This is a genomic window from Planotetraspora sp. GP83 (assembly GCF_041262585.1).
Classification (GTDB): Bacteria; Actinomycetota; Actinomycetes; order Streptosporangiales; family Streptosporangiaceae; genus JAOEGB01.
Genome location: NZ_JBGCBZ010000001.1, coordinates 464,651 through 481,224 on the forward strand (window position 1 = coordinate 464,651; position 16,574 = coordinate 481,224).

15 protein-coding genes are annotated in these 16,574 nt (G+C 70.7%); 7 read left to right on the top strand and 8 right to left on the bottom strand.

The window, feature by feature from the left end:
* Positions 1-46 precede the first annotated feature (46 nt).
* Together ABH927_RS02195 and ABH927_RS02200 are read left to right on the top strand one after the other, a co-directional pair.
* The gene (locus ABH927_RS02195) at positions 47-1,540 is read left to right on the top strand and encodes a TldD/PmbA family protein (protein WP_370017710.1); all 1,494 of its coding nucleotides are present in this window, start codon (positions 47-49) and stop codon (positions 1,538-1,540) included.
* Positions 1,541-1,622: 82 nt separating this feature from the next.
* The gene (locus tag ABH927_RS02200) at positions 1,623-3,005 is read left to right on the top strand and encodes a metallopeptidase TldD-related protein (RefSeq protein ID WP_370017711.1); all 1,383 of its coding nucleotides are present in this window, start codon (positions 1,623-1,625) and stop codon (positions 3,003-3,005) included.
* 91 nt (positions 3,006-3,096) lie between these two features.
* Here ABH927_RS02200 and ABH927_RS02205 read toward each other — a convergent pair whose 3' ends face one another.
* The gene (locus ABH927_RS02205) at positions 3,097-3,309 is read right to left on the bottom strand and encodes a dodecin (RefSeq protein WP_370017712.1); all 213 of its coding nucleotides are present in this window, start codon (positions 3,307-3,309) and stop codon (positions 3,097-3,099) included.
* A gap of 144 nt (positions 3,310-3,453) precedes the next feature.
* On the opposite strand from ABH927_RS02205, the gene ABH927_RS02210 reads away from it, so the two are divergent.
* Entirely contained in the window at positions 3,454-3,729 is a 276-nt protein-coding gene (locus ABH927_RS02210) for a DUF3099 domain-containing protein (protein WP_370017843.1), read from the top strand.
* Between the two features lie 230 nt (positions 3,730-3,959).
* On the opposite strand, the gene ABH927_RS02215 is transcribed toward ABH927_RS02210, so the two are convergent.
* The 3 genes from ABH927_RS02215 to moaA are packed head-to-tail and all read right to left on the bottom strand — an operon-like array spanning position 3,960 to position 5,853.
* Positions 3,960-4,217 carry a DUF6457 domain-containing protein gene (locus tag ABH927_RS02215; protein WP_370017713.1) on the bottom strand — a complete coding sequence of 86 codons (258 nt, stop codon included), beginning with the start codon at positions 4,215-4,217 and terminating at the stop codon, positions 3,960-3,962.
* 9 nt (positions 4,218-4,226) lie between these two features.
* Positions 4,227-4,847 (bottom strand): molybdenum cofactor guanylyltransferase, encoded by a 621-nt coding sequence (locus ABH927_RS02220; protein ID WP_370017714.1) that lies wholly within the window; start codon positions 4,845-4,847, stop codon positions 4,227-4,229.
* A gap of 16 nt (positions 4,848-4,863) precedes the next feature.
* On the bottom strand, positions 4,864-5,853 hold the full coding sequence (gene moaA / locus ABH927_RS02225) for a GTP 3',8-cyclase MoaA (protein ID WP_370017715.1): 990 nt from the start codon (positions 5,851-5,853) through the stop codon (positions 4,864-4,866).
* Between the two features lie 350 nt (positions 5,854-6,203).
* Between moaA and ABH927_RS02230 the strand changes: the two genes are divergently transcribed.
* The gene (locus ABH927_RS02230; RefSeq protein ID WP_370017716.1) at positions 6,204-6,383 is read left to right on the top strand and encodes a hypothetical protein; all 180 of its coding nucleotides are present in this window, start codon (positions 6,204-6,206) and stop codon (positions 6,381-6,383) included.
* Positions 6,384-6,390: 7 nt separating this feature from the next.
* On the opposite strand, the gene ABH927_RS02235 is transcribed toward ABH927_RS02230, so the two are convergent.
* On the bottom strand, positions 6,391-6,732 hold the full coding sequence (locus tag ABH927_RS02235) for a hypothetical protein (protein ID WP_370017717.1): 342 nt from the start codon (positions 6,730-6,732) through the stop codon (positions 6,391-6,393).
* A 413-nt stretch (positions 6,733-7,145) separates the two neighbouring features.
* On the opposite strand from ABH927_RS02235, the gene ABH927_RS02240 reads away from it, so the two are divergent.
* Positions 7,146-7,661 (top strand): hypothetical protein, encoded by a 516-nt coding sequence (locus tag ABH927_RS02240; RefSeq protein WP_370017718.1) that lies wholly within the window; start codon positions 7,146-7,148, stop codon positions 7,659-7,661.
* A 147-nt stretch (positions 7,662-7,808) separates the two neighbouring features.
* The gene (locus ABH927_RS02245) at positions 7,809-8,963 is read left to right on the top strand and encodes an RtcB family protein (protein ID WP_370017719.1); all 1,155 of its coding nucleotides are present in this window, start codon (positions 7,809-7,811) and stop codon (positions 8,961-8,963) included.
* Positions 8,964-9,212: 249 nt separating this feature from the next.
* Here the strand turns inward: ABH927_RS02245 and ABH927_RS02250 are convergent, their stop codons facing one another.
* Positions 9,213-10,145, bottom strand: a complete 933-nt coding sequence (locus ABH927_RS02250) for a helix-turn-helix domain-containing protein (RefSeq protein ID WP_370017720.1) — start codon at positions 10,143-10,145, stop codon at positions 9,213-9,215.
* Positions 10,146-10,275: 130 nt separating this feature from the next.
* Here ABH927_RS02250 and ABH927_RS02255 point away from each other — a divergent pair, with 130 nt between their 5' ends.
* Positions 10,276-13,548, top strand: coding sequence for a S8 family serine peptidase (locus tag ABH927_RS02255; RefSeq protein ID WP_370017721.1), 3,273 nt, complete (start codon positions 10,276-10,278; stop codon positions 13,546-13,548).
* 68 nt (positions 13,549-13,616) lie between these two features.
* Here ABH927_RS02255 and ABH927_RS02260 read toward each other — a convergent pair whose 3' ends face one another.
* Positions 13,617-14,549, bottom strand: coding sequence for a DUF72 domain-containing protein (locus ABH927_RS02260; protein ID WP_370017722.1), 933 nt, complete (start codon positions 14,547-14,549; stop codon positions 13,617-13,619).
* Between the two features lie 123 nt (positions 14,550-14,672).
* Positions 14,673-16,427 (bottom strand): choice-of-anchor P family protein, encoded by a 1,755-nt coding sequence (locus ABH927_RS02265; RefSeq protein ID WP_370017723.1) that lies wholly within the window; start codon positions 16,425-16,427, stop codon positions 14,673-14,675.
* Between the last annotated feature and the right edge of the window lie 147 nt (positions 16,428-16,574).

Here is a 16,574-nt window from a genome sequence, read left to right on the forward strand (position 1 = left end):
ACCACTTGTCCGCAGGGCACAAGATCACAGGGTTAGTATCGTGGACATGCGCCAGATCGACCCCGACTTTCTCGCCCTGCCGCTGCGGCGGCTGGCGGACGCGGCCCTCCAGCGCGCCCGCGACCTGGGAGCCGAACACGCGGCCTTCCGCCTCGAACGGGTGCGCGCCGAGACGCTGCGCCTGTTCGACGCCCGGCTCGAGGGTTCCATGGACGCCGACGACCTCGGCTTCGCCGTACGGGTGATCAAGGACGGCACCTGGGGGTTCGCCTCCGGGATCGAGCTCACGCCGGAGGCCGCGGCCCGCGCGGCCGAGGAGGCGGTGCGCGTCGCCGCGGTCAGCGCGCCGATCAACCGGGAGCCGGTCGAGCTGGCGCCCGAGCCGGTCTACGGCGACGTCACGTGGGTGTCCGCCTACGACGTGGACCCGTTCGAGGTGCCGCTCCGCGACAAGGTGGCCCTGCTGGGCGACTGGTCCTCCGGCATGCTGGGCGCGGTCGACCACGTCTCGGCCGCCCTCATGCAGGTCAAGGAGCAGAAGTTCTACGCCGACACGGCGGGGACGATCACCACGCAGCAGCGGGTCAGGGTCCACCCGTCGCTCACCGCGATGAAGGCCGACGGCGACCGGTTCGACGACATGCGCACGCTGGCCCCGCCCGTCGGCCGGGGGTATGAGTACCTCACCGGCACCGGCTGGGACTTCCCCGCCGAGCTCGCCGAGATCCCCGGGCTGCTGGCCGAGAAGCTCAAGGCGCCCTCGGTCGACGCCGGGACGTACGACCTGGTGGTCGATCCCTCCAACCTGTGGCTGACCATCCACGAGTCGATCGGGCACGCGACCGAGCTGGACCGCGCCCTCGGCTACGAGGCGGCCTACGCCGGGACCTCGTTCGCCACCTTCGACAAGCTGGGCACCCTGCACTACGGCTCGCCGATCATGAACGTCGCCGGTGACCGTACGGCCGAGCACGGCCTGGCCACGGTCGGATGGGACGACGAGGGCGTGGAGGGGCAGTCGTTCGACATCGTGCGCGGCGGCACGCTCGTGGGCTACCAGCTCGACCGGCGGATGGCGCTGCTCAAGGGTCTCGGACGCTCGAACGGCTGCGCGTTCGCCGACTCCCCCGGTCATGTGCCGATCCAGCGGATGGCCAACGTGTCGCTGCGGCCGGCCGAGGACGGCCCCTCGACGGACGAGCTCATCTCCCGCGTCGAGCGGGGCATCTACGTCCTGGGCGACAAGAGCTGGTCGATCGACATGCAGCGGTACAACTTCCAGTTCACCGGGCAGCGGTTCTACAAGATCGAGAACGGCCGTCTGGCCGGGCAGCTCCGCGACGTCGCCTACCAGGCGACGACCACGGACTTCTGGCGGTCGATGGAGGCCGTCGGCGGGCCGGAGACCTACGTGCTCGGCGGCGCGTTCAACTGCGGCAAGGGCCAGCCCGGCCAGGTCGCGCCGGTCAGTCACGGCGCCCCGTCGGCCCTGTTCCGCGGCGTGCGGATCCTCAACACCGTCCAGGAGGGCGGCAAGTGATCGACCTCCGGCACGACCGCCCCGCCTCAAAGGCGCCCCGAGCCCGCGCGAGCGAAGCGAGCGCAATGAACAGGAGGACGGCATGACCACGCCACAGGAGACGGTCGAGCGGGCGCTCGCGCTGAGCGAGGCCGACGGCTGCGTCGTGATCGTGGACGAGGGGTCCACCGCCAACCTGCGCTTCGCGGGCAACACGCTGACGACCAACGGGGTCGCCCGGTCGTCGCAGCTCACCGTCATCTCGGTCGTGGGGCAGGGCGTGGGCGTCGTGTCCCGCGCCGCCGTACGGCCGGACCAGCTCGCCGACGTGGTCGCGGCGGCCGACAGGGCCGCCAGGGACGCACAGCCGTCCGAGGACGCCCGCCCGCTCGTGGAGCCGTCCCAGCCGTCCGGCTCCGCCGGAGAGTGGGACCGCGCGGTCGAGCCGACGTCGATCGAGGTCTTCCGCGACTTCGCCCCGGCGCTCGGTGAGTCGTTCGCCGCCGCCGAGGCCTCCGGCAGGAGGCTGTACGGCTTCGCGGAGCACATCCTGACGTCCACGTTCATGGGGTCGTCGTCGGGCCTGCGGCTGCGCCACGACCAGCCGACCGGGCGGCTGGAGCTCAACGGCAAGTCCGAGGACATGTCGAGGTCGGCCTGGACGGGCGTGGCGACCCGCGACTTCACCGACGTGGACGTCGCCGCGCTCGACGCCACGCTGGCCCAGCGGCTGGAGTGGGCCAAGCGCCGAGTCAGCCTGGAGGCCGGGCGTTACGAGACGATTCTGCCGCCGACCGCGGTCTCCGACCTGCTGATCTACCTGTACTGGTCGGCCGGCGCCCGTGACGCGGCGGACGGCCGGACGGTCTTCTCCAAGCCCGGCGGCGGCACGCGCGCCGGTGAGCGGCTGTCGGACATCCCGCTGCGGCTGTACAGCGACCCGGCGTATCCCGGCATCGAGTGCTCGCCGTTCGTGGTCGCGCACGCCTCCAGCCGGGAGCAGTCGGTCTTCGACAACGGGCTCCCGCTGGGCGCGACGGACTGGATCTCCGGAGGCACGCTGGCGAATCTTCTGCAGACCCGTTATTCGGCCGAGCTGACCGGGCTGAAGGCCACCCCGCCGATCGACAACCTGATCATGACGGGCCCGGAGGGCGGCCGATCGCTGGAGGAGATGGTCGCCTCGACCGAGCGGGGGCTGCTGCTGACCTGCCTGTGGTACATCCGCGAGGTGGATCCGCAGACGCTGCTGCTGACCGGGCTCACCCGGGACGGCGTCTATCTGGTGGAGCACGGCGAGGTCGTCGGCGAGGTCAACAACTTCCGGTTCAACGAGTCGCCGGTGGACCTGCTCGGGCGCCTCACCGAGGTGGGCGCGAGCGAGCAGACCCTCCCCCGGGAGTGGAACGACTACTTCACCCGTGCCGTCATGCCGCCGGTCCGCGTGCCGGACTTCAACATGTCGACGGTGAGCCAGGCCAACTGAGACCGGCGGGCCGCCTGCTCAGCGGCGTCTCAGGGACCTCAGGATCTCACTGGTCTCAGCCGTCGCGGCGTCTGGGCGGTCTTCGGGTCGCTCAGGCGTCTTCGAGCCGGAAGCCGACCTTCATGCCGACCTGGAAGTGGGCGACCTCGCCGTCCTCGATGTGCCCGCGCACCTCGGTGACCTCGAACCAGTCCAGGTGCCGCAGCGTCTGGGCGGCCCGCCGGATGCCGTTGCGGATGGCCTGGTCGACGCTCTCTCCCGAGGTTCCGACAATCTCTGTCACTCGGTAGGTTCGGTCCGACATCGTGCTCCTCCTCGTGTCTGGTGAGCATGATCGTATCCCCGCCGCGCCGCGGCACCCACGGCGGCTGGGAGTGGCGAGGGGACTACCGTGGTAATTGTGAATCCATGGCGCAGGCTCAGAAAGGGCCGCGCGGTCGTCCACCAGGTGACGGACGCGCAGCCATCGCTCTCCGACGACATCAAGCGCCGCGAGATCAGCTATTTGATCAAGATGGGCATCCGTCTCATATGCCTCATTCTTGCCGTGGCCGTCCCCGCTCCGTGGCCCATCAGGGGGCTGTTCGTCGCGGGGGCCGTTCTTTTGCCATACCTTGCCGTCGTTGGGGCAAATCAACGAGGTCAGGGGCTTCCTCCACCCATGGACATGACTGGATCTAACCAAAACGAGATACCACGCCATCGACGCGAGATCGGGTCGTGACAAAGTCTTGACGCAACCCATGGGTTGTAGGTGTACAGTTTAGCCAAGCGCTCTGGTCCCCCGTCGGAGCGCTGGTGCCGGCGTTCCGGGCCCCCGTCGGAACGCCGATGAAAGCGACGCCGGGTGGTTTGCCCCCGTAACCACCCGGCGTCGCCCTTTGTATTTACCGGACCCCTTATTTACTGGGCTCTGTATTGACTGAGCCCTTGTATTGACTGAGTCGTCCGGGGCTACGCGTCCCCCAGGGTCTCGGTCGTGGCCCTCTCCCAGTCCCGGGCCAGGCTCGACAGCCTCTCCACCACGTCCGGCGGCGCCGTGCCCGCCCCCTGCGCGAGCCCGACCAGGTAGGCCGTCAACGGCGCGGCGGGCCGCGCGACGCCGTGGGCGACGTCCCTGGTCAGATCGAGCACCGCGTCCCTGTCGACCCGGGCCGGGTCGATCCCCAGCTCGCGGCAGACGAGGGCGGTCCACTCCTCAAGCACGTTCATGCGCACTCCTCATCCCTGGCGGGCCCGCTTCCGGGCCGCGCCGAGATCGTCCATCGTGTCGCAATCGAACCACGGCGGCCACTCGTCCCCGGACGGGGCCAGATGGACCCGCGCCGGTTCGAGCGGGCCGAGCAGCCGGTGCAGCGACCGGCCCTCATACCGCTCCAGCGCCTCCGCCAGCACGGCCGAGCGCCACACCCCGGTCAGCCACTGCTCCCTGCCGCCGTCGTCGACCAGTACGGCTCCCGCCGCCGCGGGCGACGCGGCCCGCATGAGGGCCGACACGTGGGCGGCGGTGAGGAAGGGCAGGTCGGCGGCGAGCAGCACCACCCACTCGGCGGTGACCTCGGCCAGCCCGGCGCGCAGCGCCGGCACCGGCCCTCCTCCGGGGGGATCTTCCCTGGTGAAGACGGCCCTCGCGAGCAGCGCCGGGCTCACGGCCGATCGTCGAGGCCCCACGACGACGAGCGTGCGGGCGCGGAGCACCGCCGCCGCCACGCGCTCGATCAGCGGCGTGCCGCCGACCAGCGCGCCCGGCTTGTCGAGGCCGCCGAGCCGCTGGGCCCGTCCCCCCGCGAGGATCACCGCGTCGTACGGCATGCCGCCCGGGTGGTCCTGGAACGCGTCCATCTTCCGGCGGCGGCCCTCAGCCGCCGATGGCCGACATGGGGCGGGCCGGCTGGAGGAAGCTCGGGTCGTCGATGCCGTGCCCGGCCCTCTTGCCTCGGACCGCCGCCGTCCACCGTTCCGCCAGTTCGTCGTCCGACGCCCCGGCGCGCATTGCCGTACGGAGATCGGACTCCTCGGTGGCGAACAGGCAGTTGCGGACCTGGCCGTCCGCCGTGAGCCGGACGCGGTCGCAGGCCCCGCAGAAGGGGCGGGTGACCGAGCCGATCACGCCGACCCGGTCGGGGCCGCCGTTGACGAGGAACATCTCGGCGGGGGCGCTGCCGCGCTCGCGCGGATCGTCCTCCGTGAGGTCGAAGGCGTCCTTGAGCAGCCCGAGGATCTCGTCGGCCGTCACCATGTCCTCCCGCCGCCAGCCGTGCTGGGCGTCGAGGGGCATCTGCTCGATGAAGCGGAGCTCGTAGCCGCGCTCCAGGCAGTAGCGGAGCAGCGGGACCGCCTCGTGCTGGTTGACGTCGCGCATCAGGACGGTGTTGACCTTGACGGGCCTGAGCCCGGCCCGGTCGGCCGCCGCGAGGCCGTCGAGCACGTCGCCCAGCCTGTCCCGGTGCGCGAGCCGTACGAACACGTCACGGTCGAGCGTGTCGAGCGAGACGTTGACGCGGTCGAGCCCGGCGCGGGCGAGAGGCTCGGCGAGCCGGGACAGGCCGATGCCGTTCGTGGTGAGCGAGACCTGCGGGCGCGGGAGCAGGGCCGTCGTCGCGACGACGATCTCCACGAGCTCCCGGCGGAGCAGCGGCTCGCCGCCGGTGAACCGGACTTCGGTGATGCCGAGCCGTTCGACGCCGATCCGCACGAGCCGGTCGATCTCCTCGGCGGTGAGCAGGTCGGGCTTGGGGAGCCAGTCGAGTCCCTCGGGCGGCATGCAGTACGCGCACCGCAGGTTGCACCGATCGGTGAGCGACACTCGCAGATCCGTCGCCACCCGACCGAAGGAGTCAACCAGCACGAGGAGACCTCCGTTGCGAGAGAAGACTCAAGCCTATGGCCTGTGCTCTCTCTGACGACAACCGCGTCCGTGCGCTCGTCATTCCGATGCCGCCGGCCTCCGGCCGTCCCATATGCGCGCCGGCCCGTGAACCCTGCGGCACTGCCGGCGCTACACACCTGCCGACGGATGGGGAGTCAGGGAGATGACGCTGGGCTGGAGAGGTGGTTCGCATACATGGGAGGCACACCTCCTGGCCAGGATCGCCGGCGGTGACGCCGGTGCGCTGACCGATCTGTACGAGCGCTACGCCGGGCCGTTGTTCGCGTTCCTCTACGGGCGGGGAGCTGGTCTCCCGGGGGGATCGGCGGGTGTGGACGGTCACGACTTCCGGTCCCCCGCTCTCCGTCGGGAAGATCGTGGCCGCCCTCTCCGACGGCGCCGGGACACGCTACCGAGTCGTCGCGCCCGCACCTCCGGCTCCTGGCGCGCAACCGGCCGATCCGACACTGGAGGACGGCTACCTCGCTCTTATGGAGACCTGCCCCTGAAGCCCGGTCAGTCCAGGGAGAGCATCGCGTAGGGGAACCAGCAGGCGAGCAGGATCATGAGGATGAGCCCGGCCACGAAGAGCCCGATCGCGATACCCAGGAGCCTCCCGCCGCGACCGCCGATCCGGGCCGAGGCCCCGGCGAGGGCCCCGAGCGCCGGCACGCCGAGGAGGACCAGCAGCGGGCCCACCACCTCGGCCAGGCCGAGCTCGCCGATCTCGATGACCACGCGTCGCACCGGCATGATCGCGAGGACCAGGCTGAGGAAGATCAGGAGGACCGTCAGCGGCGCGTGGCTCGGCTCGCGGGAGTCCGGAGGATCGGGGGTCACGCCCCGTGAGCCTGGCACCGCCCCACTCCCTCGTCAAGATCGACCTGAGCGTCGGCGCGGCCGGGCCGGGGTGTAACCGGGGTACATCGGGAGCGCGGATTCGTCCACAGATCGCGGCCGGCTTCTTCCCTACCGTCGGCACTCGCACCGGGAGTCGGTGCTGAGGGTAAGGAGAGAACCGCGAGATCACATTTCCGCGCGGCCGGGGTGCTGGGGGCGGCCGTGGCCGTGGCGACCGCCCGCGATCAGTCCCAAGATGTGAACCGGAGGGTAATGAAACCGCTTCGGTCGCCGATGTGCATCAGGACCATTGATCGTTCCACGGCAGGCGACGTGGCGTGGGCCCCGCTCAGGAGGTATCGATGGCAGAAGAGGAGCCGTCACGCGAGAGTCGGCGGTCACGGCAGCACCGAGCGACGACAGTGGGCCTCGTGGTGGGCATTGCCGGTTTGCTGGTCGCCGTTCTCGCATTCGGCCGGGATCTGCTGGATTACACCTTTCTCAACCACTCCACCGAGGTTCCGGCACCGCCGGTCCGGCGTGAGGGGCCGCTCATCTTCCGCGCGGGTATCGCCTACGACCTGGATTCGAAGGTGACGGACTGGGTCCCCACCAACGATGCTTGGAAAGGCGGTCAAGACGTCGGGTACGCGGGGGACAACGACAGCGACTGGATCGTCGGGTTGAACGGCACGAAGGCCCGCCCCAGTGGGGAATCGGTAGCCGCGATCCCGGCGTCCCAGTCATGGGACTTCAACACCTGCGCGAAGATCCGGCTGGGTGACAAGAAGCTCGCGCCGAGGAACGATGCGATCAACCCGAAGCACGCCTTTTGCCTGTTGACGACCGAGGGCCGGTATGCGCTGGTCCGGATCGATTCACGCGGTCAGGGGCTTCTGCGGACGCATGTAACGGTGTGGGAGGCCGACGACAGCGAATCGAACTGACATCACGTCCCCTCGGCACTGTGAACGGTCCGGTGTCCAAGGGCTGAGAGCCGACTTTCCGTTCGGAGCGCTCAGGGGCGTTGAATAATCAGTGGGATCTCAGCGAAGACATCGGCACAGTAGATCTCGACCGTAGAGGAGATCATCATGCCGAACGAGGTCGCACCGAACCTCCTGTCCTGGGCGAGTGACGTCGACCCGGGCACGATCGAGCAGGCTGCGCGCGCCGCGCGGATGCCGTTCGTGTCCGGACATGTCGCCCTCATGCCGGACGCGCACATCGGCATCGGGGCGACGGTCGGATCGGTCATCCCCACCGAGGGCGCCATCATACCGGCGGCGGTGGGCGTCGACATCGGCTGCGGCATGGTCGCGACCGAGACGACGCTCACGGCCGCCGACCTTCCGGAGTCCCTCGGCGCCCTGATGCCGCTGGTGGAGAGGCGGATCCCGGCCGGCGTCGGCAAGGGCCACGACGACCGCGCCGCGGACCGCGCTCTGAGCGAGCTGGGCCTGCCGCACACCGATCTGACTCCGAAGCAGGAGAAGACCGTGGCGTCCCAGTTCGGCACCCTCGGATCCGGCAACCACTTCGTCGAGGTCTGCCTCGACGAGCGTGACCGGGTCTGGACGGTGCTGCACTCGGGGTCGCGCGGAATCGGCAACCAACTGGCCACCAAGCACATCGTCGGCGCGAAGGGCCTGATGAGGCGTCAGGCAATGGGCTTGGAGGATCCGGACCTGGCCTACCTCGTGCAGGGCACCGCCGAGTTCACCGCGTACATCGAGGACATGCTGTGGTCCCAGCGGTACGCCATGGCCTCGCGCGCCCGGATGGACAAGGTGCTGAGCAACGCGCTGTTCGGCGTCGTCGGCAAGGGCTCACGGGTCAGAACGATCAACTGCCACCACAATTTCACCCAAAAGGAGACGCATTACGGCAAGGACCTGTGGATCACCCGGAAGGGCGCCATCAAGGCCGACACCGGTGACGAAGGCGTGATCCCGGGCTCGATGGGCACCCGGTCGTACATCGTGCGTGGGCGGGGGAACCCGGCGTCCTACAACTCCTGCTCTCACGGGGCGGGCCGCAGGATGTCCCGCGCCCGGGCCAAGCGCGAGCTGACCGCCAAGTCCCTGACCGAGGCGATGCGCGGCCGGACGTGGAACGCCAACCGGGCCGCTTACCTGGTCGACGAGCACCCCGAGGCGTACAAGCCGATCGACCAGGTGATGGCGGACCAGAAGGACCTGGTCGAGATCCAGCACACGCTCCACCAGGTGTTCAACTACAAGGGCTGATGCCAGGTCCTGCGCCCCGTCGTCCCGGCCCGGCGACGGGGCGAGCAGTTCGCGCCGGCCGGTGACGGGGTGCTCATACCTGCCCCTGTCGACGCTCGTCCGCCCCAAGCTCACCATGGGAATCCGCTCGTCCACGCTCACACTCCGTCAGCCCGGAGACCGGCGGTAGCTCGCTGAGGTCGATCGCCGCTGGGAGGACTTGGGGGCGGCGCCCGCCGGCCCGGGGAGCGGGGCGGGTGCGCAGTACGATTAGAGCCAGCCTTCGCGCTGGGCGTGCATGCCGGCCTGGAAGCGGGTGCGCACACCCAGCGTGTCCATGAGCCTGCGCACCCGCCGCTGCACGGTCCGCGGGTGCCAGCCCAGTTGGCGGGCGATCGACTCGTCGGTCATCCCGGCGGCGAGCAGCGTCAGCAGTCGGCGGTCGTCCCCGCCGAGCGGGTCTCCCGCGAGCGAGTACGGCGAGGCGCGGTTCCACACCGACTCGAACAGCGCCCGCAAGGCGGTCAGCAGCGACAACGAGTGAATGATCATTACGCTGTCCGCGGTGGCCGGCCGCCAGAGGGAGATCATGCCTACGTGGTCGTCGGCCAGCAGCAGCTTGACCGGCACGTCCGAGGCCACCCTGGCATGCTCGCCGTGCTTGATGTGCGACTCGATGTCCTCCAGCCGCCCGGGGACGGTCAGTGCCGTGGTGTCGTAGACCACCCGGTATTCGACGCCGTGGGCGTGCCGCTCGCTCTGCACCGGGTTGGACTGGGTGAGGTACGGCGGGCAGTCGAGCACGCAGATCTCGTGCCTGGCCGCCTGCTGGAGCTGGATCCAGCGCTGCCGTACGGCGTCCACCCCTTCGAGCGTCTCGACGAGGGCGCCGGCGCCCTCAGGGCGGCGTGCCGCGCGGAAGCGTTCGGTCAGCAGCAGGGAGTCGACCCTGACCCTCTGCAGTTCCTCTTCGCGGGCGCGGATCAGCATCTCGACGGCGACCTCGGGCGGCGCGGCCGAATACCGCGTGGGACGTCCGGCGAGCCGGGCCACGAGGCCTTTGTCCTGCAGCGCGCGTAGCACGGCGGAGACGGTCGCCATCCCGGTCACCTCGCGGAGCCCGGCCTCCGTCATCGCGGGGTCGTCCAGCAGCGCCTGGTAGACAGCCTCCTCCCGGCCGGTCAGCCCGAGAGCTTCGAGCACGCGTCACCTCCCCGTAGTGCCGCATTTACGTTATTGCCCGGTTTTTGCCAGTGTGCAGTGTTCCGTACGGATTCCTGCCTGTGCAAGTCTCCGACCTTTGGTCCTCTCTTGAACTGCACCAGGAGCCTGCATGCGGTCCTCCCCCCGGCCACTACTCGCGGCTGCCGCCGCCCTTGTGGCGGCCTGTCTCACCCCAGGACTCTCCGAAGCCGCCCGAGCCGAGGTCACTCCACTGGCGGAATCGGCCCGGCAGGCGGCACCGGCCACGGTCGATCCGGGCGCCGGCCCGGTTTCCGGCACCGTCACCCTCATCACCGGCGACGAGGTGACCGTCAACGTGCTGCCCGACGGCTCGCCGGGCGTGGTCTTCCGGCCGGGTCAGGGCCGCGAGGGCATGCCGTTCACGCAGTCCGTCGAGGGCGGCAAGGTCTCGGTCGTGCCGTTCGACGCGCAGCGGCTCCTCGCCACGGGGGCGCTGGATCCGGCCCTGTTCAACGTGTCGGAACTGCTCGACAACTGGAGCGCGGGCTCCAGCACCCTGCCGCTGATCGTGAGCTATCCCTCCGCCGGGGCCGTCAAGGAGGGCACGGACGACCTCCGCATGGACGGCGCCCAGGTGAAGCGGGCGCTGCCGTCGGTCAACGCCGTCGCGGCCACGGTCGCGCGCAAGGAGACGGCCGGGTTCTGGAAGGGGATCAACCCCACGGCCCCGGCCCAGGCCGAGCGGCTGGCCGACGGGATCGCGAAGGTCTCGCTGGACGGCACCGCCCGGCCGCTCGACGTCGAGAGCGTCGAGCAGATCGGCGCGCCGGCCGCCTGGAAGCGCGGGTTCACCGGCGCGGGCGTGAAGGTCGCGGTGCTCGACACCGGGATCGACGCGGCGCATCCGGACCTCGCCGGCAAGCTCGGCGAAACCCGCGACTTCACCGCGAGCTCCACGGGCATCACCGACACGGTGGGCCACGGCACGCACGTCGCGGGGATCATCGCGGGCTCGGGCCCGCAGCCGGGCGTCGCCCCGGGAGCCACTCTGATGATCGGCAGGGTCTGCACGAACTCGGGCTGTCCCAACTCCGCCATCATCGCGGGCATGGAGTGGGCGGCCGCGTCCGGCGCCAAGGTGGCGAACCTCAGCCTGGGCGGCGCCTTCACCGACGGCACCGACCCGATGTCGCAGTCGCTCAACGCGCTCACCGCCAAGTACGGCACGCTGTTCGTCGTGGCCGCGGGCAACTCGGGCGGCGACCGTACGGTGAGCTCCCCCGGAAGCGCCGATGCCGCGCTCACCGTGGGCAGCGTCACCAAGGACGGCCAGCTCAGCACCTTCTCCAGTCGCGGTCCCAGGGTCGGCGACGACGCCGTCAAGCCGGAGATCTCCGCGCCCGGTTACGCCATCGTCGCCGCACGCGCCGCGGGCACGAGCATGGGACTGCCGCTCGACGACCGCTACACCATGGCCAACGGCACCTCGATGGCCACGCCGCACGTGGTGGGCGCAGCCGCGGTCCTCGCCTCCCAGCACCCCGGCTGGTCTCCGGCACGGCTCAAGGCCGCGCTCGTCAGCACGGCCGAGCCCATCGACGACGCCACGGTGTTCGGGCAGGGTGTAGGGGTCGTGGACCTGGACCGGGCGACCCGCCAACTGGTCCGCGCCGAACCCGCCACGCTCAACCTCGGCACCGCCACCACCGGCACGATCACCTACCGCAACGACGGGGACCGGGCCGTGAAGCTGCACCTCGATGTGCCGCACGGGAGCGACTTCACCCTCGACCGGCGTCACGTCGAGGTGCCTGCCAACGGCGAGGCCCAGGTCACGGTCACAGCGGGAGGCACCGGCACCCGGGGCGCCCTGATCACCGCACGCGCCGGACAGGACATCGTCAGGTCCGCCGTCTCCGCGTCCTCCACGCCGGTCACCCACCAGATCACCGTCAACACGATCGACAGGGACGGCGTGACCAACGGCAGGACGTACGGCTTCGTCGTCTATCTGGCCCGGCACGAGACCGGCCAGTTCTACGGCGGCGGCACGTACGGCAGGCCGATGCAGGGCCCCCTGCCGGAGGGCGAGTACACGGCCTTCTCCTGGATCCCCACGAAGAACCCCGCGCGTGAGCCGTGGATCCCCTCGTTCACGCTGGTCGCCAAGCCCGTGACCCTCGGCAAGGACGCCGAGGTGACGCTCGACGCGCGCGAGGGCGTGAAGGTCGCCGCGACGCTCAACGGCACGGAGGCCGAGGGCGTCAGCGGCACGGCGCTGGGGCTCGCCGGGACCGGCCAGGTCTACGCGAGCCAGGCCACCGAGGCGTACGTCGCCCCGGCGGAGACGCCCGGCATGGTCTACACGGCCTCGCAGTACCTCCGCGGGGTCGCCGGTAGCGCCACCTGTGGCCCGGACGGCGCCGCCGTGTGCAACATCGCGGTCGCGAGCGACAGTGGCCCTGTGGTGACCCATCCGGTCATCGGCGACGCCGACCTGGCGAAGGTGCGGGCCGACGTCGGTGCGCAGGGCGGCGCGGGCACCGCGGACCGGATCGACTACGCCCTGCAGCGGGGATCGGCCTCGCCGCCGGCCGAGCCCATCAGGACCACCGAGATGAGCCTGCCGGGCACGCTCACGTCCTACTTCCACGGCACCGGCCCGGTCGGCTGGTCCTCGGTTCTCTACAAGACCACTCCCAAGCTGGCCCAGCTCCAGAACCAGACGTGGCGGCAGTACGCCGAGGGCCAGGAGTACACGGAGTCGTGGATGTCGGGCGTGCTCGGGCCGGTGGTCGGCGCGACCACGCTCACCCGCCAGGGCAATGTCATCACGGCCGTCCTGCCGCTGCTGTCCGACCCGGCCCCCGGTCACTACGCGTACGGGACGTGGGGCGGCGCCACGGGCAGGACCGAGCTCTACCGGGACGGCAAGATCTTCGCGGGCGGGCTCACCCCGAACGGCGCCGGCTTCCAGGTGCCGTCCGACCGCGCTCACTACCGGCTGGTCATGTCCGCGACCCGTCAGGCGGACGTCTCCACGAAGGTCCAGGCCGCATGGGAGTTCGACTCGAAGGCCACCCGTGACACCACCGCGCTGCCCCTGCTCGCCGTACGGTTCTCGCCGCAACTCGACGGGGCCGCCTCGGCGCCTTCGGGCGGCGTGTTCCAGATCCCGTTCCAGGTCGACCGGACCGCCACGGCGGGCCGGGTCCGCGAGGTCGGGGTCGAGGCGTCGTTCGACGACGGCGCGACCTGGACGAGGGCCGAGGTCCGGCGGGACGGCGACGGCGGCACCGTGACGATCACCCATCCGGACCTCGCCGGGTCGTCCGGCTACGTGTCGTTGCGGGCGAGCGCCGGGGACGTGCACGGCAACACCGTGACCCAGGACATCCTGCGCGCCTATCGGCTGCGCTAGGAAGTCGCGGGCCGGGGGTGTTTCCCGCCTTGGCGGGGAACACCCCCGGGACGCGGACCGCAGTCCGATTAAGCAAGGGGCTCGGCCGGGCGGACCTGGCAGGCGGGCATGGCACTGAGCAGGCCGGCGAGCTGGCGGGCGTTGGTCTGGGCGTAGTCGCGGTAGCAGTTGTTCATGAGAACGTGCGTCTCCGAGGTGTCCGCGCCGAGTTCGCACAGTTTGGGCGCCCACTCCTGCAGCTCCTCGGGCGAGTAGCGGTAGCCGAAGCGCTCGTGGATGTCGCGGCTGGTCCACTTGTCGCTATGCCCGTGGAACCGGACGATCTCCAGGTCGGAAGTGGCCGCGACGACCGGCGGCACCGAGTCGGGATAGCCCTGCGGCATGTCGACGCACACGTACGGCAGGCCGTACGAGCGGAGGAAGTCGAGGGTCTCCGCCCGGTTCTCCTCGCTCATCCAGGTGTGGTTGCGGAACTCCACGGAGATCCGCAGGGGGTCGCAGCGCCGCTCGCACTCCAGGATGTAGTGCTTGTTGCCCCGGCTGATCGGGAACCACCGGGGGAACTGGAAGAGCACCGCGCCCAGCTTGCCGGCCTCCCAGAGCGGCAGCAGCGCGGAGACGAAGCGTTCCCAGACCTGATCCACGATCGCGGGGTCCAGGTCCTGAACGTACAGGTTCTTCGTGTCCGGCGGGTTCTTCGTGTCCGGCCCGGTCTCTCCCCGCAGGTCCTTGGGCAGCGCGGCCGGGCGGGTGGGGTGGCGCGTCAGCAGCGAGAACGCCTTGACGTCGAAGGTGAAACGCGGCGGGGTCCGGTCGGCCCACAGCCGGACCGTGTCCTCGGCGGGCGGCGCGTAGTAGGTGGAGTCGACCTCCACGAGCGGGAACCGGCCCGCGTAGTAGCGCAGGCGCTCCTCGGCCGTCGTGACGTGCGGCGGATACCACCCGGAGGCCAGGAGCGTCTTGTCGGTCCACGACGCCGTTCCGACCAGGATCTCCCCCATACCTCACCATAGGACGCCGCCCGGCCCACGGCCCCGGACGGCCTCCAGCGAGCGGGGGGCTCGCCCATGCCGTACGGCGCGGGCGAGCCCTGGGCGCGTCAGAGGGCGCGTCAGGAGGGCGCGTCAGACCGTGGGGCAGGGTTGCCCGGGGAGGGTCAGCGCGGCCCTGGCGTGGCTGATGACGATGTCGGTGCCGGCCGTCGTGTGGACGTGGACGGCGTTGACCACGACTCCGCGGCCGCCCGCGATCGGAACCCGCTCATTGATCGTAATCTTGCCGACGAGCGGGATGTTGATCACGAGGTTGGCGCCGGGGTCGGTGATGGTGACGCCGTTGACCCTCAGGTTGGCGAGCCTCACCTCGCCGCCGGTGCTCACCATGCCCGTGTCGTCGTCCTGGGCCCTCGCCACGGCGGTCACCGTGTCGGCCGTGACCAGGCCGCCGAGCAGGTTCACCCGGGCTGTCTCGGCGGACGCTCTCGCCATGCGCAGCCCGTCCGGGTCGACCGTCCCGGCCGCGCTGGTGGTGATGACCCCCACGGAGCCGAGGGTGGACAGCGTGGCGCTGAGCAGCGTCTTGCCGTCCTTCCCCGCGGTCTGCGTGCAGGTGAGGTCCGAGGGCGCCAGCGGAGCGACGGACACCAGCGGCGCGGTGACCCGGCCGCCGTGCGCGTGAGCGTCGAACACCAGCACGGGGGCGACGAACCGCACGTCCGCGCAGGAGGGCGGATTCACCCCGGCGTAGCTGGTGAGGTCGTCCGGGCAGGTGGTGTAGGTGCCCGCGTGCTTCGACGTGACCGGGACGGTGGCGGTGCAGAACTCCCTGCCCGCGGGCAGGGTCCCGGTCATGGTGATCCGGCCGCCGCCGGCCGGCGCGGTGACCGTCGCGCCCGCGCAGTCGGTCGTCGCCGCGGTGCCTCCGACGGTCAGCCCGGCCGGCAGGTTCTCGGTGAACGACCAGCCGCTCTTGACCGCCAGCTCGCTGGTGTTGGTGATGGTGAACTTCATGGCCGCTTCCGTGCCGACCTCGGCCGGAGTGGAGCCGAACCCGATGCCCAGTTGCGGGGTGACGTCCAGGACGCGCACGTTGTCGAAGGCGGCGTCGTTGCCGTAGCCGCTGCCCTGGAAGTTCACCAGCCGCAGCCCCACCGTGGAGCCGTCGAACAGCACTGGGCTGTTGCTCGTGAACGTGCCGACCCGGATCCCGTCCAGGGTGGTGGTCGCCTGGGCACAGGGCTCGATCGGCGTGGTGAAGGTGGGCACCGCCCTCGCCCCGTCGAGCAGGTAGAAGCCCAGCTTGGCGTGGTTGCCGTGGCAGTTCGTCTCCGCGACGTCGACCGAGAAGGCCAGGAACCGGTCGCGCGCCCCGATGGCGATCGGCGTGCTCGTCTCCAGCTGGGTCTTGTTCGGTCCGGGGTCGCTGTTGGTGTACGCGGTGACGGCGTGGTTGGCCGCCGGGTCGGCACCGGCCCACCGGCCCAGCGTGCCGGCCAGTTGCATGACCGATGTCCACCAGCCTCCGCATCCGGCGGCCGGCGGCGGGGTCGCCGGGTTCCGCTGGGAGGCGATCCAGCCGTTGCAGGAGGCCAGCCAGGCCGGATCGGCGGTGTAGGTCTCCTTGGCCGGCGCCGCCCCCGTGTAGGCGGTGACCAGGATGGGCGTCGCGCCCTGCCCGTTCTCGAAGTCCTCGGAGAAGACCGTCACCGGGGCCTTGGGCGTGCCCAGATGACCGGCGATCGAGCCGGGCGAGCCGGGCGCCGCCAGCGCGCCGCCCTGCGTGGCCGCCACCAGCGACACCGACGCGGCGAGCGCGGCCAGACCGGCCAGCGCCCGCCGCCCCAGGCCCCTGCCGGGCCCGCGCACATGTGAACCGTTCACGAGCGAATTCCTCCAGAGAATACAGCGCGCGCTACTCGGGGAAACGCCCGCATAACGAGGATGACGTGAGTAGCGCGGCGAAATATCGACTCCTTGCAACAGACAAAATGGCGGGCACTTCGTGAACTGTCAACGACGACCCGCCCG

What these genes read in the sequence shown, in the direction of transcription:
- ABH927_RS02195 (WP_370017710.1), top strand. Translation starts at nt 47, where the DNA reads ATGCGCCAGATCGACCCCGACTTTCTCGCCCTGCCGCTGCGGCGGCTG.
- ABH927_RS02200 (WP_370017711.1), top strand. Translation starts at nt 1,623, where the DNA reads ATGACCACGCCACAGGAGACGGTCGAGCGGGCGCTCGCGCTGAGCGAG.
- ABH927_RS02205 (WP_370017712.1), bottom strand. Translation starts at nt 3,309, where the DNA reads ATGTCGGACCGAACCTACCGAGTGACAGAGATTGTCGGAACCTCGGGA.
- ABH927_RS02215 (WP_370017713.1), bottom strand. Translation starts at nt 4,217, where the DNA reads ATGAACGTGCTTGAGGAGTGGACCGCCCTCGTCTGCCGCGAGCTGGGG.
- ABH927_RS02220 (WP_370017714.1), bottom strand. Translation starts at nt 4,847, where the DNA reads ATGGACGCGTTCCAGGACCACCCGGGCGGCATGCCGTACGACGCGGTG.
- ABH927_RS02245 (WP_370017719.1), top strand. Translation starts at nt 7,809, where the DNA reads ATGCCGAACGAGGTCGCACCGAACCTCCTGTCCTGGGCGAGTGACGTC.
- ABH927_RS02255 (WP_370017721.1), top strand. Translation starts at nt 10,276, where the DNA reads ATGCGGTCCTCCCCCCGGCCACTACTCGCGGCTGCCGCCGCCCTTGTG.
- ABH927_RS02260 (WP_370017722.1), bottom strand. Translation starts at nt 14,549, where the DNA reads ATGGGGGAGATCCTGGTCGGAACGGCGTCGTGGACCGACAAGACGCTC.